General features: G+C 72.6%; 15 protein-coding genes. 8 read left to right on the top strand and 7 right to left on the bottom strand.

Features of this window, described 5'->3' with window-relative positions:
* Positions 1-93: 93 nt before the first annotated feature.
* Entirely contained in the window at positions 94-1,473 is a 1,380-nt protein-coding gene (locus tag IE255_RS19040; protein ID WP_190051513.1) for an amino acid permease, read from the top strand.
* A 356-nt stretch (positions 1,474-1,829) separates the two neighbouring features.
* On the top strand, positions 1,830-2,684 hold the full coding sequence (locus IE255_RS19035) for a class I SAM-dependent methyltransferase (protein WP_190051835.1): 855 nt from the start codon (positions 1,830-1,832) through the stop codon (positions 2,682-2,684).
* Positions 2,685-2,733: 49 nt separating this feature from the next.
* Here IE255_RS19035 and IE255_RS40580 read toward each other — a convergent pair whose 3' ends face one another.
* The 3 genes from IE255_RS40580 to IE255_RS19025 form a co-directional block, all read right to left on the bottom strand.
* Positions 2,734-2,889, bottom strand: a complete 156-nt coding sequence (locus IE255_RS40580; protein ID WP_308280873.1) for a hypothetical protein — start codon at positions 2,887-2,889, stop codon at positions 2,734-2,736.
* Between the two features lie 325 nt (positions 2,890-3,214).
* The gene (locus tag IE255_RS40575; RefSeq protein ID WP_308280874.1) at positions 3,215-3,727 is read right to left on the bottom strand and encodes a hypothetical protein; all 513 of its coding nucleotides are present in this window, start codon (positions 3,725-3,727) and stop codon (positions 3,215-3,217) included.
* A gap of 145 nt (positions 3,728-3,872) precedes the next feature.
* Positions 3,873-4,337, bottom strand: coding sequence for a hypothetical protein (locus tag IE255_RS19025; RefSeq protein WP_190051512.1), 465 nt, complete (start codon positions 4,335-4,337; stop codon positions 3,873-3,875).
* A 244-nt stretch (positions 4,338-4,581) separates the two neighbouring features.
* Between IE255_RS19025 and IE255_RS19020 the strand changes: the two genes are divergently transcribed.
* The 4 genes from IE255_RS19020 (at position 4,582) to IE255_RS19005 (ending at position 10,086) form a co-directional block, all read left to right on the top strand.
* Positions 4,582-5,679, top strand: coding sequence for a glycoside hydrolase family 43 protein (locus tag IE255_RS19020; RefSeq protein ID WP_190051511.1), 1,098 nt, complete (start codon positions 4,582-4,584; stop codon positions 5,677-5,679).
* 1 nt (position 5,680) lies between these two features.
* Positions 5,681-7,093 (top strand): family 43 glycosylhydrolase, encoded by a 1,413-nt coding sequence (locus IE255_RS19015; protein ID WP_190051510.1) that lies wholly within the window; start codon positions 5,681-5,683, stop codon positions 7,091-7,093.
* Positions 7,094-7,287: 194 nt separating this feature from the next.
* A complete protein-coding gene (locus IE255_RS19010) occupies positions 7,288-8,325 on the top strand; it encodes a rhamnogalacturonan acetylesterase (protein ID WP_190051509.1) in 1,038 nt (345 codons plus the stop codon).
* Positions 8,326-8,394: 69 nt separating this feature from the next.
* The gene (locus IE255_RS19005; protein ID WP_190051508.1) at positions 8,395-10,086 is read left to right on the top strand and encodes a DUF2264 domain-containing protein; all 1,692 of its coding nucleotides are present in this window, start codon (positions 8,395-8,397) and stop codon (positions 10,084-10,086) included.
* Between the two features lie 31 nt (positions 10,087-10,117).
* On the opposite strand, the gene uppS is transcribed toward IE255_RS19005, so the two are convergent.
* The 4 genes from uppS to IE255_RS18985 are packed head-to-tail and all read right to left on the bottom strand — an operon-like array spanning position 10,118 to position 14,420.
* The gene (gene uppS, locus IE255_RS19000) at positions 10,118-11,992 is read right to left on the bottom strand and encodes a polyprenyl diphosphate synthase (protein WP_190051507.1); all 1,875 of its coding nucleotides are present in this window, start codon (positions 11,990-11,992) and stop codon (positions 10,118-10,120) included.
* 1 nt (position 11,993) lies between these two features.
* Positions 11,994-12,386, bottom strand: a complete 393-nt coding sequence (locus IE255_RS18995) for a DUF6114 domain-containing protein (RefSeq protein ID WP_190051506.1) — start codon at positions 12,384-12,386, stop codon at positions 11,994-11,996.
* Positions 12,383-12,964 (bottom strand): DUF6230 family protein, encoded by a 582-nt coding sequence (locus IE255_RS18990; RefSeq protein ID WP_190051505.1) that lies wholly within the window; start codon positions 12,962-12,964, stop codon positions 12,383-12,385. The genes IE255_RS18995 and IE255_RS18990 overlap by 4 nt, the downstream gene beginning before the upstream one ends.
* Positions 12,965-12,974: 10 nt before the next feature.
* Positions 12,975-14,420 carry a cytochrome P450 gene (locus IE255_RS18985; RefSeq protein WP_190051504.1) on the bottom strand — a complete coding sequence of 482 codons (1,446 nt, stop codon included), beginning with the start codon at positions 14,418-14,420 and terminating at the stop codon, positions 12,975-12,977.
* A gap of 76 nt (positions 14,421-14,496) precedes the next feature.
* On the opposite strand from IE255_RS18985, the gene IE255_RS18980 reads away from it, so the two are divergent.
* Together IE255_RS18980 and IE255_RS18975 are read left to right on the top strand one after the other, a co-directional pair.
* Positions 14,497-16,026 (top strand): GMC family oxidoreductase N-terminal domain-containing protein, encoded by a 1,530-nt coding sequence (locus IE255_RS18980; RefSeq protein ID WP_190051503.1) that lies wholly within the window; start codon positions 14,497-14,499, stop codon positions 16,024-16,026.
* Complete coding sequence (locus IE255_RS18975) at positions 16,023-16,514, top strand: nitroreductase/quinone reductase family protein (RefSeq protein WP_190051502.1); 492 nt, start codon at positions 16,023-16,025, stop codon at positions 16,512-16,514. The genes IE255_RS18980 and IE255_RS18975 overlap by 4 nt, the downstream gene beginning before the upstream one ends.
* Positions 16,515-16,556 lie beyond the last annotated feature (42 nt).

The following is a 16,556-nucleotide window of genomic DNA, read 5'->3' as shown; positions in this document are numbered from 1 at the left end:
CGAGTGTGTCCAGTACATGAACAGGTTGCCCAGCATGTGGGATCGCGGGTTACGATCACGCCCCTCCCCCCTCCCTCCCGTACAGGAACACCCATGACCGTCCCCAGCCCCGCCGAGGCCGCCGAACCCGCCGAGCCGGCCGCCCCCACGGCCGCGGCGCCCGCGCCCCGCCGCACCTTCGGCCTCGCCGCCGCCACCGCCCTCGTCATGGGCAACATCATCGGCGGCGGCATCTTCGCCCTGCCCGCCACCGTCGCCCCCTACGGCACGGTCAGCCTGCTCGCCTTCCTCGTGCTCTCCGTCGGAGCCATGCTGCTCGCGCTGCTCTTCGGCAGGCTGGCCCGGCGCAGCCCGGTCACCGGCGGGCTGTACGTCTATCCGCGGGACGCCTTCGGCGAGTTCGCCGGGTTCCTGTCGGCCTGGTCGTACTGGACGATGTGCTGGGTCAGCATCGCCGCCCTGGCCGTCGCGGTCGTCGGCTACGTCGACGTCCTCATACCCCTGCACGGCGACCGCACCCTCCAGGCCGCCGTCGCCCTGGCCGCCCTCTGGCTGCCCGCCGCGGCGAACTTCGCGGGCACGCGGTGGGTCGGCGCGGTGCAGGTCGTCTCCACGGTCCTGAAGTTCGTGCCGCTGCTCCTGCTCGCCACCGTCGGCCTGTTCTTCGTCGACGCGGACAACTTCGGCCCGTTCAACGCCTCCGGGCAGAGCGTCTCCGGCGCGCTGGCCGCCTCCGCCGCGCTGCTGCTGTACAGCTTCCTCGGGGTGGAGTCGGCTGCGGTCAGCGCGGGCGAGGTCCGCGACCCGGAGCGCACGGTCGGCCGGGCGAGCGTCCTCGGCACCCTCGCCTCGGCCCTGGTCTACGTCCTCGGCACGGTCGCCGTCTTCGGCCTCGTCCCGCACCGCGAACTCGTCGGCTCCGGCGCCCCGTTCGCCGACGCGGTGAACGCGATCACCGGCGGCGGCTGGGGCGGCACCGCCATCGCCCTGGTCGCCGTCGCCTCGATCACCGGCTGCCTCAACGGCTGGATCCTCATGGCCGCGCAGATGCCGTACGCCGCCGCCCGCGACGGCCTCTTCCCCGCGCCCTTCGCCCGCGTCGGCAAGGGCGGCGTCCCCGGCTTCGGCGTGTGGGCCTGCGTGGTCCTCGGCACGCTCCTCATCGCCCTCAACTACACGGCAGGCCCGGACACCACCTTCCGCGTCCTCGTCCTGATCACCACCTTCACCGGCTGCGTGCCGTATCTGCTGTCGGCGGCGGCCCAGCTGTACTGGCTGGCCCGCGGCACCCGCGACGGCATCCGCCCCGCACGTCTCGTGCGCGACCTGACCGTCGCCGTCCTCTCCTTCGGCTTCTCCTTCTGGCTGATCGCGGGCGCCGGATACGCGGCCGTCTACCAGGGCGTGCTGTTCCTGTTCGCCGGGATCCCGGTGTACGTGTGGCTGCGGGGGCGGCGGGAGGCGGCTGCCTAGGCCCGGCGTCAAGCGGGCGTGACGGGGCTACTCCCGTGCGAGTCCGTTCGAGCGGGGGAGCCGGTGATCGGCGGCTGTGCGCCGCCGGTGCGTGCCGGACCCGCGGCCCCGAGTGATTCCGAAGCCGGGCGCCGGCTGCGGGCCGGCCACCGTGCGCGTGGTGGCGTACGGCGTGTGCGACGGCCCGTTACATTGACCTGCGGCCCGCCCGGAACCGGCCGATTGTGCCGGTATGCGGAGGGGGGAGCGGTGCCGCAGGGGGGTTCCGTAACACCCGTACCCATTCCACTCTCGTCAGGGGCGCTCCCCGCATGGTGGGCGCCCCGCGCACGGAGGTCACCGCCATGGCCCAGGACATGAAGTCCCCGAAGTCCCCTAAGGCGCTGAAGCGCAACCGCTCCACCGTCACCCACAAGGTCGGCTACGCCCTGACCCACCCCGGCCGCGTCGCCCCGTATCTCCGCCGTGCCGCCCGGGACACCTGGCTGAGGCTCAAGCACCCCGACCACGTCGGCTACTACCGCGCGGTGATGGCCTCCGACACCCGCCGCAACCCCGAGGCCGCGGTCGGCAGCCAGACCCACGAGCGCTGGCTGGCCCTCGGGCAGATGCAGTTCGACTACCTCGTCGAGCACGGGCTGCGCCCCGAGCACCGGATGCTCGACATCGGCTGCGGCAACCTGCGCGGCGGCTGGCGCTTCATCGACTACCTCGACACCGGCCACTACTACGGCATCGACATCTCGCCGGACATCCTGATCGCCGCCAAGAAGACGCTCGTCGAGCGCGGGATCCAGGACAAGCTGCCGCACCTGACCCTCACCGGCGACCTCACCCTGGACTTCCTCCCCGGCGACCACTTCGACGTCGTGCACGCGCACAGCGTCTTCTCCCACTCGCCGCGAGAGGTGATCGAGGAGTGCCTCGCCCACGTCGGCCGCGTACTGACCGACACCGGCTTCTTCGACTTCACCTTCGACCGGACCGAAGGCACCGAACACCAGGTGCTGGGCGAGGACTTCTACTACCGCACCGAGACCCTGCTGTCCCTGGCACGCAAGCACGGCCTGCACGCGCGCTTCATGGACGACTGGGAGCAGCGCCCCCACGGCCAGTCGAAGATCCGGGTGAGCCGCTCGCCGCTGCCGGGCTCCGACGACCACGACGAACCGGCCCGGCACCGGCAGCCGGTTACCGGGCCTGCCGCGTAGAGCCGCGTAGGGCATCCGCCGGACTGGCCGGCTGAAGCGCCCGGGGCCGTCAGCGCCGCGCGGCGTGCCGGCCGCCGGGTCGGTGGCCCCGGCCGCGTCGCGTCGCCACCCGTATGGCGAGGCTGACGACGAGGGCGAGCCCGAGGGCGTACGGCCACCAGCCGAAGCCGACGTCCTCCGACGCGCCGGCGCTCCGGGGCGCCACGGCGCCGGACGCGGACGCCTCGGGCGCCGTGGGGGAGGCGCTCGGGGCGGTTTCGGCGGTCAGGGCGACGTCGTTGCCGTCTCCCGCCCGGTAGTCGATGCGGTAGGTGGTGTCGCCGAGCCGCAGAAAGGCGCCCTGCCTCAGCCCCTCGAAGGTTCCCGAGATCCTGCCGGGTGAGGGGCCGGCCGGTGTTGCGCAGCACCAGGGACCCGTTGTTGAGGACCTTGTAGTGGGGGCCTTCGGTGTACAGCCCGCCGTCCCCGCCCCGCCGCCCGCTGCCCAGCCGCAGCACCGCGCCCTTCTCGACCGTCGTCGAGCCGTCGTACTACTGGACGGCCGCGAAGGTCACGTCGTTGCCGGGGGTCCCGGCGATGACGACGTCGCCGGCGCCGGGGGCCGACAGCGTGTCGTGGAACCGGCCGCCGCCGATGGAGGCGCCCAGGGTCACCGGGCCGTTGTAGTCGAAGTTGATGTCGCTGCCGTACTCGCGCTGGTAGAAGTCCATGCCCAGGGTGACGGTCTGCCCCAGCGGGGTGTCGACGGTCCAGGTGCCCTGGTTGAGGACCTTGCGGACCCGGGGCAGTGACGTCGCGTACTCCGGGCGGCCGGCGTTCAGCTGGGTGCCGTTGTCGATGACACCGGAGAAGGAGTGGGTGCCCGGCAGGTCCCGGTGAGGACCAGGGTCCCCGTGCCGCGCACGGGGAGCGTGCCCTCGCCCCCGGAACACGCCGTCGTACGTCGTCGTCCCGGGCGGCACGGTGACGACCGTGTCGCCGCGGAGGGTCACGTCCCGGCCGGCGAGCACGTCGGCCGTGACGTCCCGGGGTCCGGCGGCCACCGCCGGGTGAGCGGTGACCAGGGACGCGACCGCCGCGAGGGCGCCCGCTGTCCTGTGACGGTGAACCTGGACCGTATGCCACCGAAGGTGGACCGGGCCCGCCGCTGGTCAGCGTGCTGCCTGTGAGGGCACGGCGCGCAGGAGCTTACGAGTGTTCTTCGGCGTAGCGGACGAGTGCCCATGCGCTTGCCGCCCATAGATGGATCCGTGTGGCACCGGCCTTGTCCGGGCTCTGTTCGGCGGCGCGGACGACGTAGTGCACAGGTCCCGCGATGTTCGTCGTGACGGTGACATCCCCCCAGTTGCCACCGAGAGCGGTCATCGCGGCTCTCAACGCGGGCCCGGGGTCGTCGGCGTCCCCGCTGATCGGTCCCAACACCGCGTCTGCACCGTCGCTGTCTTCCTGGATGCGGCAGTCCGGTTGCTCGAGTTCTGCGCGAATCCGCTCAGCGAACCGGACGGCCGCCCCCGCTACGGGGGTTTCCGCCTCGACCTTCACCGAGACCATCAGTCCCGTCAGGTCACTCACCAGCTTGGAGAGCTCCTCAGCCTCCTCGTCGGACAATCGCGTCTCGTCCACTGGCTCTGTGTCCTCGTCGTTGTTCTGCATGAGGAGCATTCTCGCCGTATCGCTGCACGACCGTTCGCACGCAGGTGAAGCGAACGCGCCAGAGACAGGCATGCCAGGCGAGCCCGCCGCCGGGGCCGGGCCGGGTTCGTCCCGTCAGACCCGTTGACCTCCTCGTGTCACCCCCTTACCTTTTCGGCGTTCGTAATGACAGATGGTGTTCGAAATGTCAGACGACGCATCAGACAACGCCGTGTGTCCCCCAGTGAGAGGCAGGCCCCTCCGCATGAGCCGCGACCGCGACCACGCTCTGCCCGAACCCCCCAGCCGCAGAACGCTGCTGATGGGCGCCGCAGCCGCCGGCGCCCTGGCCGCCGTCCCCGCCGTCTCCGGCACCGCCCACGCGGCCGCCCAGGCCGGGCGGCCGAAGCCGGCGCCCTTCGTGAACCCGCTCGTCCGCAACCGGGCCGACCCGCACATCCACCGGCACAAGGACGGCTTCTACTACTTCACCGCCACCGCCCCCGAGTACGACCGCATCATCCTGCGCCGCTCCCGCACCCTGAACGGCCTGGGGACGGCAGCGGAGTCGGTCATCTGGCGCGCCCACCCGACCGGCCCCATGGGCGCGCACATCTGGGCGCCCGAACTGCACCGCATCGGCGGCAAGTGGTACATCTACTTCGCCTCGGCGCCCGCCGAGGACGTGTGGGCGATCCGCATATGGGTGCTGGAGAACGCCCACCCCGACCCCTTCAAGGGCGCCTGGGTGGAGCGGGGCCAGGTGAAGACGGCCTGGGAGACCTTCTCCCTGGACGCCACCACCTTCACCCACCGCGGCAAGCGCTACCTCGCCTGGGCGCAGCACGAGCCCGGCATGGACAACAACACCGGCATCTTCCTGTCCGAGATGGCGAACCCGTGGACCCTCAAGGGCCCGCAGGTGCGGCTCTCCACCCCGGAGTACGACTGGGAGTGCATCGGCTTCAAGGTCAACGAGGGCCCGTACGTCCTCAAGCGCAACGGCCGCCTGTTCATGACGTACTCGGCGAGCGCCACCGACCACAACTACTGCATGGGCCTGCTGACCGCCGACGCCGACAGCCACCTCCTGGACCCCATGAGCTGGACCAAGTCGCCGACCCCGGTCTTCACCAGCAACGACACCACCAAGCAGTACGGCCCCGGCCACAACTGCTTCACGGTCGCCGAGGACGGCCGCACCGACGTCCTCGTCTACCACGCCCGCCAGTACAAGGAGATCAACGGCGACCCGCTGAACGACCCCAACCGCCACACCCGCGTGCAGAAGCTCGGCTGGAAGCCCGACGGCACCCCCGACTTCGGCATCCCGGTCGCCGACACGGCCCCGGCGGGTGAGTGACATGAGACGCGTGTACGCCACCCTCCTCGCCCTGTGCCTCGGGCTGTTCGGTGCCCTGGCCACCGCCGGGCCCGCCCAGGCCGCGCCCCAGACGATCACCAACGGCACCCAGTTCACGGACACCTCGGGCAACCCCGTGCACGCGCACGGCGGCGGGGTCGTCAAGGTCGGCTCCTACTACTACTGGTTCGGCGAGCACCGCAACGCCGACAACACCTTCCGGTACGTCGACGCCTACCGCTCGACCGACCTGAAGAACTGGGAGTTCCGCAACCACGTCCTGACCGAGGCCAGTGCCCCGGAGCTGGCGACCGCCAACATCGAGCGGCCGAAGGTCATGTACAACGCGGCCACCGGCAAGTTCGTGATGTGGATGCACAAGGAGAACGGCACCGACTACAGCGAGGCCCGCGCCGCGGTCGCCGTCTCCGACACCGTCGACGGCAACTACACCTGGAAGGGCAGCTTCCGGCCGCTCGGCCAGCACATGTCCCGTGACATCACGGTCTTCACCGACACGGACGGCGCCGGGTACATGATCTCCGCCGCCCGCGAGAACTACGACCTCCACATCTACCGCCTCACCGCCGACTACACCGGCATCGCGAGCCTGGTCGCCAACCCCTGGCCCGGCGGCCACCGCGAGGCCCCGGCGCTGTTCAAGCGGAACGGCGTGTACTTCATGCTGACCTCGGGCGCCACCGGCTGGAACCCCAACCAGCAGCAGTACGCCACGGCCACGAACATCGCCGGCCCCTGGTCGGCCATGAAGAACATCGGCGACGCGACGACGTACGGCTCGCAGACCGCCTACGTCCTTCCGGTACAGGGCAGTTCGGGCACCTCGTACCTGTACATGGGCGACCGCTGGGGCAACTCCTTCGGCGGCACCGTCAACGACTCCCGGTACGTGTGGCTGCCGCTGACCTTCTCCAACTCGACCACGATGGCCATGTCCTGGTCGCCGGAGGTCACCGTCGACACGGCCGCCGGGACGATCAGCGGCACGAGCGCCACGTACAACACCCTGATCGCCCGCCACTCCGCCCGGTGCGCGGACGTGACCAGCCAGTCGCTGTGGCAGGGCGCCCAGATCAAGCAGTACGACTGCAACGGCGGCACCAACCAGAAGTACTGGTTCAAGTCCGTCGGAAGCGGTTACTACCAGCTGATGGTCCGCAACAACTCCCTGTGCGTGCAGGAGAACGCGAGCACGGTCACGCAGGAGAACTGCAACGCCTCCGCCACGAGCCAGCAGTGGTCGCTGACCACCACCGGCTCGTACGTGAACGTCAAGTCGCGGGCGAGCGGCGAGTGCCTGGACGTGAACGGCGCGTCCACGGCCAACGGCGCCGCGATCATCACGTACACCTGCAACGGAGGAACCAACCAGCAGTGGACGCGCGGGACCTGACCACACCTCGGGCGAGCGCGCCGATCGCGTCCCGGCGTCCACCCTCCAGGGCGGACGCCGGGACGGGACGGCCGTGAAAGGGCTTTCGACGGGGTGCGGCCGGAATCTTCGTGGAAGCTGCTCAATGTATGGAAAGCGCTTGTCCCAAGCGGTACGGTCCCCCAGATCGTGTCGTCCGCTGGGAGGAGCCGCGAGTGAGACGTTTCAGTATCGCCGTCGTGACGGCGGTGGCCCTGGGAACCGCCCTGCCGTCCACACCGGCCGCATCGGCCGAGACCCACGCGGGCCTCGCGCAATGCGCCGCCGGCACCTGCCACTTCGACGTCCCGCCCGGCACGTACGACGTCCGGGTCACGCTCGGCGGGCAGGCCGCGTCGAGCACGAGCGTCAGCGGCGAGACCCGCCGCTCCCTCCTCCCCGAGACGGCGGCCCCGGCGGGCGAGCACGTCACCCGCAGCTTCACCGTGAACGTCCGCACCCCCGAGGGCGAGCCCACCGGCCCCGAGGGCACCCCCGGCCTCGACCTGCGGATCGGCGGGTCCGCCCCCGCCCTGGCCGGCATCAAGGTCACTCCCGCCCGGCACGCCCGCCAGATCTTCCTGGTCGGCGACTCCACCGTCTGCGACCAGCCGGGCGCCCCGTACTCCGGCTGGGGCCAGCAACTGCCCCAGTACCTCGGCAAGGGGCTGTCCGTCGCCAACTACGCCGATTCCGGCGAGAGTACGGTCTCGTATCTGGGGAACCCGCGACTGTGGGCCACCGTACGGCCCCTGATCCGCCCCGGCGACCTCGTCCTCGTCCAGCTCGCCCACAACGACAAGACCACGGACGAGGCCACCTACCGGGCCAACCTGGAGACCCTGGTGGCCGGCATCCGGGAGCGGGGCGGACAGCCGGTCCTTGTCACTCCGATCGTGCGTCGCTGGTTCAGCCCCGACGGCACGCTGAACAACGGAACCGCGCTCCTGGTCAACGGCCTGGGCGTCGACCACCCGGCGGTCATCCGCTCCGTCGCCGCCGCACGGGACGTCCCGCTGATCGACCTCACGGCGAAGACCAAGGCGCTGGTGGAGTCCCTGGGCGTGGAAGGCTCCAAGGCGCTGTACCTCACCAACGAGGCGCGCGACAACACGCACACGTCCGTGCGCGGTGCGACGCTCTACGCGGGTCTGGTCCGCGACGAACTCGTCACCCGGCATCTGGTGCCGAAGGGCAAGGTGCGGGTGGGATGAACCCCTGGGGCGCCCCGACCGGAACCGGGGCGCTCCAGGTCCGAACCGTCCGAGCGCGAAAGAGACCCGATGCAGCTGCCGCCCGCCGACCGCACGACCAGCCCCCTCACCGGCTACACCCGCGCCCACTGGGAGGCGGCGGCCGACGCCCTGCTCCGCGCCGTCGAGCCCCACGCGAGCGAGGACCGCGCCCTCTACCACCTGCCCGGTGACCGGACGAGCTGGTCGGGCCGCCTCTCCGACGGCCTGGAGGGCTACGCCCGCACCCTGCTGCTGGCCGCCTTCCGCCGCGACGAGAAGGCCCTGGAGCGCTACGCCGACGGCCTGGCCGCCGGTGTCTCGGGCGTCTGGCCCCGCATCGAGGACCGCGGCCAGCCCCTGGTGGAGGCGGCGTCCGTCGCCCTGGCCCTGCGGCTGACGCGCGAGCTGCTGTGGGACCGCCTCGACGACGACGTACGGCAGCGCACGGCGGCCTGGCTGGCCGACGCGCTCACGGCCGAACCCTGGCCCTGCAACTGGGAGCTGTTCCCGGTCACGGTCGGCGGCTTCCTCGCCGAGATCGGCCACCGGCCGGACGCCTCCCGCGCGGCGATCGACCGCGGCCTGGAGCGCATCGAGCAGTGGTACGCCGGCGACGGCTGGTACACCGACGGCGACGGCCGCAAGTACGACTACTACAACGGCTGGGCGATGCACCTCTACCCGGTGCTGCACGCCTGGCTGGAGCGGGACGAGCGGCTGCTGGAGCTGTACGGGGGCCGCCTCGAGAGGCATCTCGCGGACTACGCCCGCCTTTTCGGCGGCGACGGCGCCCCGATGCGCCAGGGGCGTTCCCTGACGTACCGCTTCGCGACGACGGCCCCGCTGTGGCTGGGCGCGCTGACCGGCCGTACGCCGCTGTCGCCCGGGGAGACGCGGCGCCTGGCCTCCGGGGCCCTGCGGTACTTCCTCGACCGGGGCGCGGTCGACGACCGGGGCCTGCTGTCCCTGGGCTGGCACGGCCCCGACGCGTCCGTCCTCCAGGGCTACTCGGGCCCGGCCTCCCCGTACTGGGCGAGCAAGGGCTTCCTCGGCCTGCTCCTGCCGCCGGACCACGAGGTGTGGACGGCGCTGGAGGAACCCGGCCCGGCCGAGCGTGCGGACGCCGTCACCCCCCTCGGCCCTCCCAACTGGCTGCTCCAGTCCACACGTTCCGACGGCGTGGTCCGCCTCCACAACCACGGCAGCGAGGACGTCCGCTACGACCCGTACTACACGCGGCTGGCGTATTCGACGGTGACGGCCCCGGCGGAGTCGTACGACAACAGCGTGATCGTGGGCGGCGACCCGGGCCGCACCGGCATCGAACCCCTGGGCGTGGGAGAAGGCTGGGTGGCCTCGCGGCACGCGGCGGGCGGGGGAGCGCGGGTGACGAGCGTGGTCCTGGCGCGCGGGGCGGTGGAGGTGCGGGTGCATCTGGTGTCCGGGGCGGAGCCCGGGACTCAGGTGCGGGTGACGGGGTGGAGCGAGGTGGAGGGTGTCCGCGCCGAACTCTTGCCCGCCGTCGGGCTCGGCGACGACCTGACCGGCGCCACCGCCGAGGGTCCGACCCTGTTCGCCGCCCTGGCCCGCCTGACGGCCGAGCCGAACCCTGCCCCGCTCGGGGACCTGGTCTCCGTACGGGTGGCGGAGACCGGGGAACTGCAGGTCCGCTGGAGCGACGGGGGCGGGGTGCGGGTCCGGCTGGACGGTTCGGGGGCGGACGTCACGGTGGCGGAGTGACGGGCCGTCGGTACCCCGGCGGGGGCGGGTCTCACCGCGTCGGTGCTTCCTGTCCCCTCAGGGAGGCGGTCTGGGCGGGGATGCGGGGGACCGAGCCGTAGCGTCGGGTGCGGCGGGCGTACTGTTCCATCGCGTCCCACAGGGTGCGGCGGTCCACCGCGGGCCAGGGGGTTTCGAGGAACAGCATCTCGGCGTAGGTGGCCTGCCAGGGAAGGAAGTTGGAGGTCCGCTGGTCGCCGCCGGTGCGCACCAGCAGGTCCACGTCGGGCAGTTCGGGGACGTACAGGTAGCGGGCGAAGGCGTGCTCGGAGACGGAGCCGGGATCGGCCCTCCCGGCGACCGCTTCCTGGGCGAGTCTCGCCGCGGCTGCCGTGATCTCGGCGCGGCCGCCGTAGTTCACGCACATGGTCAGGGTCAGTCCGGTGCGGTCATGGGTGGCCCGTTCGGCCTGGAGGAGCGTCCCGATGACGTCGGCCGGGAGGCGTGAGCGCGTACCGGCCCAGCGCACGCGGACGTCCAGTTCCTCGTCCACCAGACGCAGCACCACCTGGGGGATCTCATACATCAGGGCCTGGAGTTCGTCGGCGGGGCGCTTCCAGTTCTCGGTGGAGAACGCGTACAGGGTCAGGTGCTTCAGGCCGATCTCCAGGGCGCCGTGGACGACGTCGACCAGCGCCTCGGCGCCTTGCCGGTGGCCGTCGGGGCGGGGCAGGCCGCGGGCGGTGGCCCAGCGGCCGTTGCCGTCCATGACGATCGCGACGTGGCGGGGCATGGCCTCGGCGGGCAGCCGGGGCGGGCGGGCGCCGGAGGGGTGGGGAGGCGGAGGAAGTGCCGGGGGCCGCCGGGCGGCCTGCGAGCGCGTCTCCTCGGGCTCGTCGGGCCCTTCGGGCGTCTCTGCCGGTGCGAGTTCCGGCGGGCAGGGCTGGATGGGGAAGGGGAACAGGCCCCAGGCCAGCGCGGCTTTCGCCCGGGCGGGCAGCAGCAGGCGCAGCCGGGCGCCGCGCGGCAGGGCCGGGCGGCGGTGCAGCAGCGCGGCGGGGGCATCGGCCGCGGCCTTCAGGCGCAGCCGGTACAGGTCGGTGTAGGCGCCGAGCGCGATGCCGACCGCCGGGTGGAGGACGGGCGGCAGTGACGCGTGGTCCAGCCAGGTGCGAGCCCGGTCGGCCAGGTGGCGCACCAGGTCCTCGAACTCGGGGGTGGCGCGCCGGGCCAGCAGGTCCGTACGGCACACCCCGGCCTCGTCCAGGGCTTCCTGCGGCAGCGCCACATGGCCCCGGCCGAGGTCGTCGGAGAGGTCGACGAGGGCGTCGGTGAGGTAGAGCGCCTCCACGGCGGTATGCCAGGCCACGGCCGCGTCCGGCACGCTCACGGCGATCGCCTCCGGCTCGGCGGACAGGCCCGCGGCCCGCAGCAGCAGCGAGCCCGCGCGCAGCACGAGCGGGGTGTTGATCAGGCTGTTGTAGCGCCGCCACTCCTCCCAGGTGGCGAACTGCCGTCCGTGGACGTCCTGGCGCAGCTCCTCGAACAGCGTGTGCAGGAATCCCGGCGGCAGGTTCCAGGTCAGCATGGTGTGGATCAGCGCCTGCCGTACCGGGTCGCTGCCGCGTCCTTCACGCAGGTCCGTGTCGAACGCCGAGATCCACGCCTCCAGCCACCCGGCCCGCCCCGGATCCGCCTCGCCGGTGGGTCCGGCGGCGTCGGCCAGGTCGTCCACGGCGCGGACGGCGCCGTACAGCGCCCAGGTGGCGGTCCGCAGCGGCGGCGGCAGCAGCAGCGAGACGGCGTACTCGATCTCGCCCGTCGCGCGGGTGGCGCGGCGGCACGCCTCGTAACCGCTGCGCAGGGCCGCGTCGTGGATGCCGCTGCGCCGGTAGACACAGGTGGCGGGCACGGCGGGAGAACTCACCTCACGCCTCCTCTTCTCGGGTCGAAGGTGCTTGCTGGGGGACCCATGCCAGGGCCAGGGCGCTGCCGACGGCGGTGAGCAGGAAGCCCAGCAGCAGGCCACCGAGGTTGGCGGCGACCAGGCTGACCAGCGACAGCACGGCGGCCAGGACGCCGGAGAAGTAGCGCAGGGCCGGGTTGCGCCACGTCGTCACACCGGCGACCACGAACAGCGCGCCCAGGCCCCAGGAGGCGGCGCCCGCGGTGCCGGTGAACCGCAGAAAGCCCAGGCCCACCCAGGAGACGCAGATCAGCTCGAGTCCGCCGAGGCCCAGCAGCAGCCCCGCCGCGAACGGGCGGCCCCGGCGCCACCCCCGCCACCCGGACCGCCACTCCGGTCGCATCGCCGTGGTCATCGGGTGGTCCCCGGCCCGCAGCCGCCCTCTCCCCGGCGCATCTCGACGGCGACACCCCGGGACGTGATCGTCCCGGCGGTGAAGGCATGCGGCTGCGTGACCACATCCCTGCCGCTGACCTTCCGCGCGCCGACGGTGAACAGGCCCGTGGGCCGGTCCAGGGACATCCGCGGGGTGCTGAACTCCGCTCCGGAGAGCTTCACGGACCCGGCCGTGGCCTTGCCCGCCTCCACCGTCAGGCCGGTGGCCGACGCGCGCTCGATCCGCACGACGGCCGTCACCGCTCCGACGACCGGCAGGCGGGCGGTGGAGGTGACGCAGGCGTCCTCCACGGTCGCCTGTTCCACCCGCGTGGCCAGCGCCGGCAGCAGTCCGCCGCGGCCCGAGGCGGCCGGGGAGGCCGACACACCCGACCCGGAGATCCGCGCGGCATGGACCGTGACGGGAACCTCCCCCGCGAACGCCACGGAGACGGCCCCCGCGGCGCTTCCGGCCAGCAGGACGGAGGCGCCGACGAGCAGGGGAGTCAGGGCCAGAGCGAACCGCCGGCGGCTCGTCCGCCCGCCGTATGTCCTCATGGGGACGTCGTCATCGATCACGATCAGCCCAACGATCATCCCGGACCGAAGTACCGCCGAACTCATCATCGGCTGGTAGGACATCGCGCGGATGGCACGTCATGGGCAGCGGGCCGGGGGAGATGACGATGCGGGCGCGCGGCCGGTAGCGGTGTCCCGGTACGGGGCGCAGCCGCCAGCGGGCGGCGATGGTGGCCACGGCGGTGAGGACCTGGTTCATCGTCAGGGCGTCGCCGATGCACTTGCGCACCCCCGCGCCGAAGGCGAGGTCGGAGCAGCGTGCCAGGCCCCTCGCGCGGTCGGGCAGCCAGCGGTCGGGGTCGAAACGCAGCGGGTCCGGGTGGATGTCGGGGTGGCGGTGCAACGCGTAGGTGCAGTAGGCGAGTTCGGTACCGGCCGGGAGCTCGGCGGTGCCGAGGCGTACGGGGACGAGGGCGCGCCGGCCCAGCATCCAGGGGGCGGGGTGCAGGCGCAGGGTCTCCTTGACGACCCGCCGGGTGTAGTCGAGCGCGGGCAGGTCCTCGGCCTGCACGGGCCGCCCCTGGAGGACCGAGCCGATCTCCTCGTGCACCCGCTGCTCGACGTCGGGGTTGAGTGCCAACTCGTGGAAGACGTGGGGCAGTACGTCCTTCAGGCCGTGGGTCGCGGCCCAGAGCAGGAACAGGGTGTCGGCGATGATCTGCCGGTCGTCGAGCGGCTCGTCCGTGTCCGGGTAGCGGGCCCGCAGGAGCTGGGAGACGACGTCGTCGCCGGTCGCCCCCTGAGCGCGGTGGTGGGCGAGGGAGGCCGCGACGGCGGCGCGCAGGCCGGACAGCGCCCGCAGGAACCTGCCGGTGCCCGGCACGTGCCGGGCGTGGGCGAGTCCCGGGAGGGCGAGGCGCCAGTACATGCCCGGGGTGGTCTGGGAACTCAGAGCCGCGAGTTCGGCCGTCACCCGGTCGAGGGCGGGTGTGTCGCCGCACACGGCGCGGGCGTTGACGCGGTAGGCGAGGCGGGCCATCTCCTGGTCCACGCGGAGGGTGCTGCCGAGGGCCCAGCCGGCGACGGCCTCTTCCACGGCCTGCCGGAGCGCGGGTGTCCCGGCGGCGATCCGGCGGGGGTGGAACGCCGGTTGCACGGCACGGCGGTGCCTCAGGTGCGAGGCGAAGAGTGTCAACCCGTCGAAATTCATGTCCATCACCAGGCTGATGCCGAACTGGGAGCCGATTCCGGCGGTGATCCGTGCCTGGGAGTAGCTGCGGGCGTCGGTCACCAGGAGCTGGTGAAGGAGTTCCGGCGAGTTGACCAGATAGACGTCGGGTGTGAAGGCAGGGCCGCGCATTCGCACCAAAGGGCCCAGTTCGTTGAGGGACGTCATGAAGCCGAGCGGGTCACACAGGAGCTTCAGGCCGTGCCCGAGCAGGGGCAGTGCTCCAGGAGCGGTCGGGACGGCGGGGGGAGGCACGGAGGCAGCCACGGGCTCTCTCTGAGTCGGATCATGTACACATGCTGTGATCGGTAATGTACCGGCCGTAGCGGAAGGGTGAGGTGGGGTGGTTCTGCACGAGGTGCTCGTCGTGGGCTCCGGGTTCGGCGGGAGTGTCGCGGCGCTGCGGCTGGCGGAGAAGGGCTACCGCGTCACGGTCGTCGAGGCCGGGCGGCGCTGGCGGCCGGAGGACTTCGCCGCCTCCCCGTGGCAGGCACACCGCCTGCTGTGGGCGCCCTGGCTCGGCTGGCGCGGCATCGCCCGCCTGCGGGTACGGCGTCGGCTGATCGCGCTGACGGGCATCGGAGTCGGCGGCGGGTCCCTCGTCTACGCGGGGGTGCACTACCGGCCCGACGCGACCGTGTTCCGTGACCCCTGCTGGGATCCGTCCCTGGACTGGGAGAGCGAACTCGCCCCCCACTACGCGTCGGCGGAACGGATACTGGGCACGACCCCCGTCCCCCGGCAGGCGGCGGGGGACGACGCCCTGTGCCGAGCGGCCGACGCTCTCGGGGTGCCCGGCGGCGTCCGAGCCACCCGGGTCGGCATCCACTTCGGCCCACCCGGCCGCGCGGTGCCGGACCCCTTCTTCGACGGCCGGGGCCCGGCCCGCACCGGCTGCTCGGAGTGCGGCCGGTGCACCCTCGGCTGCCGCGCCGGCGCGAAGAACTCCCTGGACCACAACTACCTGCACCTCGCCGAACGGGCCGGAGCCGACATCCGGCCGCTGACCGAGGCCCGGACCCTGGTGCCGCAGCCGGACGGCACCTGGCGGGTGCACACACGCCACGGCACCGGTATCGCCCGGCACCGCGCGGTACTGACGGCGCGTCAGGTCGTGCTCGCGGCCGGGGCCTGGGGCACCGCGGAACTCCTGCACCGCTCCCGGCCGCATCTGCCGAAGCTGTCATCCGCGCTGGGTACGCGCACCCGCACCAACCGCGAGGTGTTCGCCACCGTGTCCGCGGACGGCTTCGACGTCGGGCCCGGCGTCGCGATCAGCTCCGCGCTGCGACCGCACCCGGACCTCCTGGTCCAGCTGTGCCGACTCGGGCCGGGCTCCCACCCGGCCGCACTGCTCACGCGAACGGCCGGCCTCCCCTGGCGGGACTTCGGCCGCCGTACCGCCGTCCTCTTCGCCATGGAGCGCGGCGACTCCCAGCTGACCAGCCGCTACCGGCGCGGAAGGCTGACCCTCCACCCGGGAAGCCCCCAGCCCGAACCCGTACGACTGGCCACGGCCGAGGCGGTGGCGCACCACTACGCCCGGCAGACCGACGGCCGGGCCGCACTGCTGTGGAACACCGCCCTGGGCCTGCCCGTCACCGCCCATCTGCTGGGCGGCTGCCCGATCGGCAGCGACCCCGCCACCGGCGTCGCCGACCTCTACCACCGCGTGCACGGCTACCCGACCCTGCACATCACCGACGCCTCCGCCGTGCCCGGCAACCTCGGCGTCAATCCCGCGCTCACCGTGACCGCGATGGCCGAACGGGCCTGCGCCGCCTGGCCCGCAGCCGGTCAGCCCGACCGACGCCCCACCCAGAGCGAGCCGTACCGGCGCGTACCGCTTCCGAAGACGGAGGACGCCCTGTGACCCACCCGCTGTTCGTCCGCTTCGCCACCAGCCGTGCCGTCCTCCGGATCGCCCCTCATGTGCTGCCGCGCTGCGACCTGTTCCTCCACCGCCTGACCCGGGGCCGGCTGCTGCCGAGCCGACTCGTCCTGGACACGATCGTGCTGGGCACCATCGGTCACCGCAGCGGAATCCCCCGCGCCACGCCCCTGGCCGCGCACCGGGCGGCGGACGGCACCTGGCTGGTGGTCGGCAGCAACTTCGGCCGGCCCCACCACCCGGCCTGGAGCACCAACCTCCTGCACCGCCCTGAGGCCACGGTCACCGCGCGAGGACGTTCCTGGCAGGTCAGCGCCCGCCAACTCACCGCGCACGAAAAGGAACAGCAGCGCCACCGCATCCTGCTGGCCATCCCCTTCTACGACACCTACGCCGCCCGCGCCGGCCGGGACATCCGCGTCTTCTGCCTCACCCCGCGTCCGCGACCTGATCCAAACGACAGACCCTAGACGTCGAGCGGGTCGGCGGCGGAGAGAGACGTGCGGAAGGAG

It is taken from the genome of Streptomyces lomondensis (assembly GCF_014651035.1).
Lineage (GTDB): Bacteria > Actinomycetota > Actinomycetes > Streptomycetales > Streptomycetaceae > Streptomyces > Streptomyces lomondensis.
Note: the sequence above shows the minus strand (reverse complement) of the source record. Positions and strands in the feature narration are given on the sequence as shown.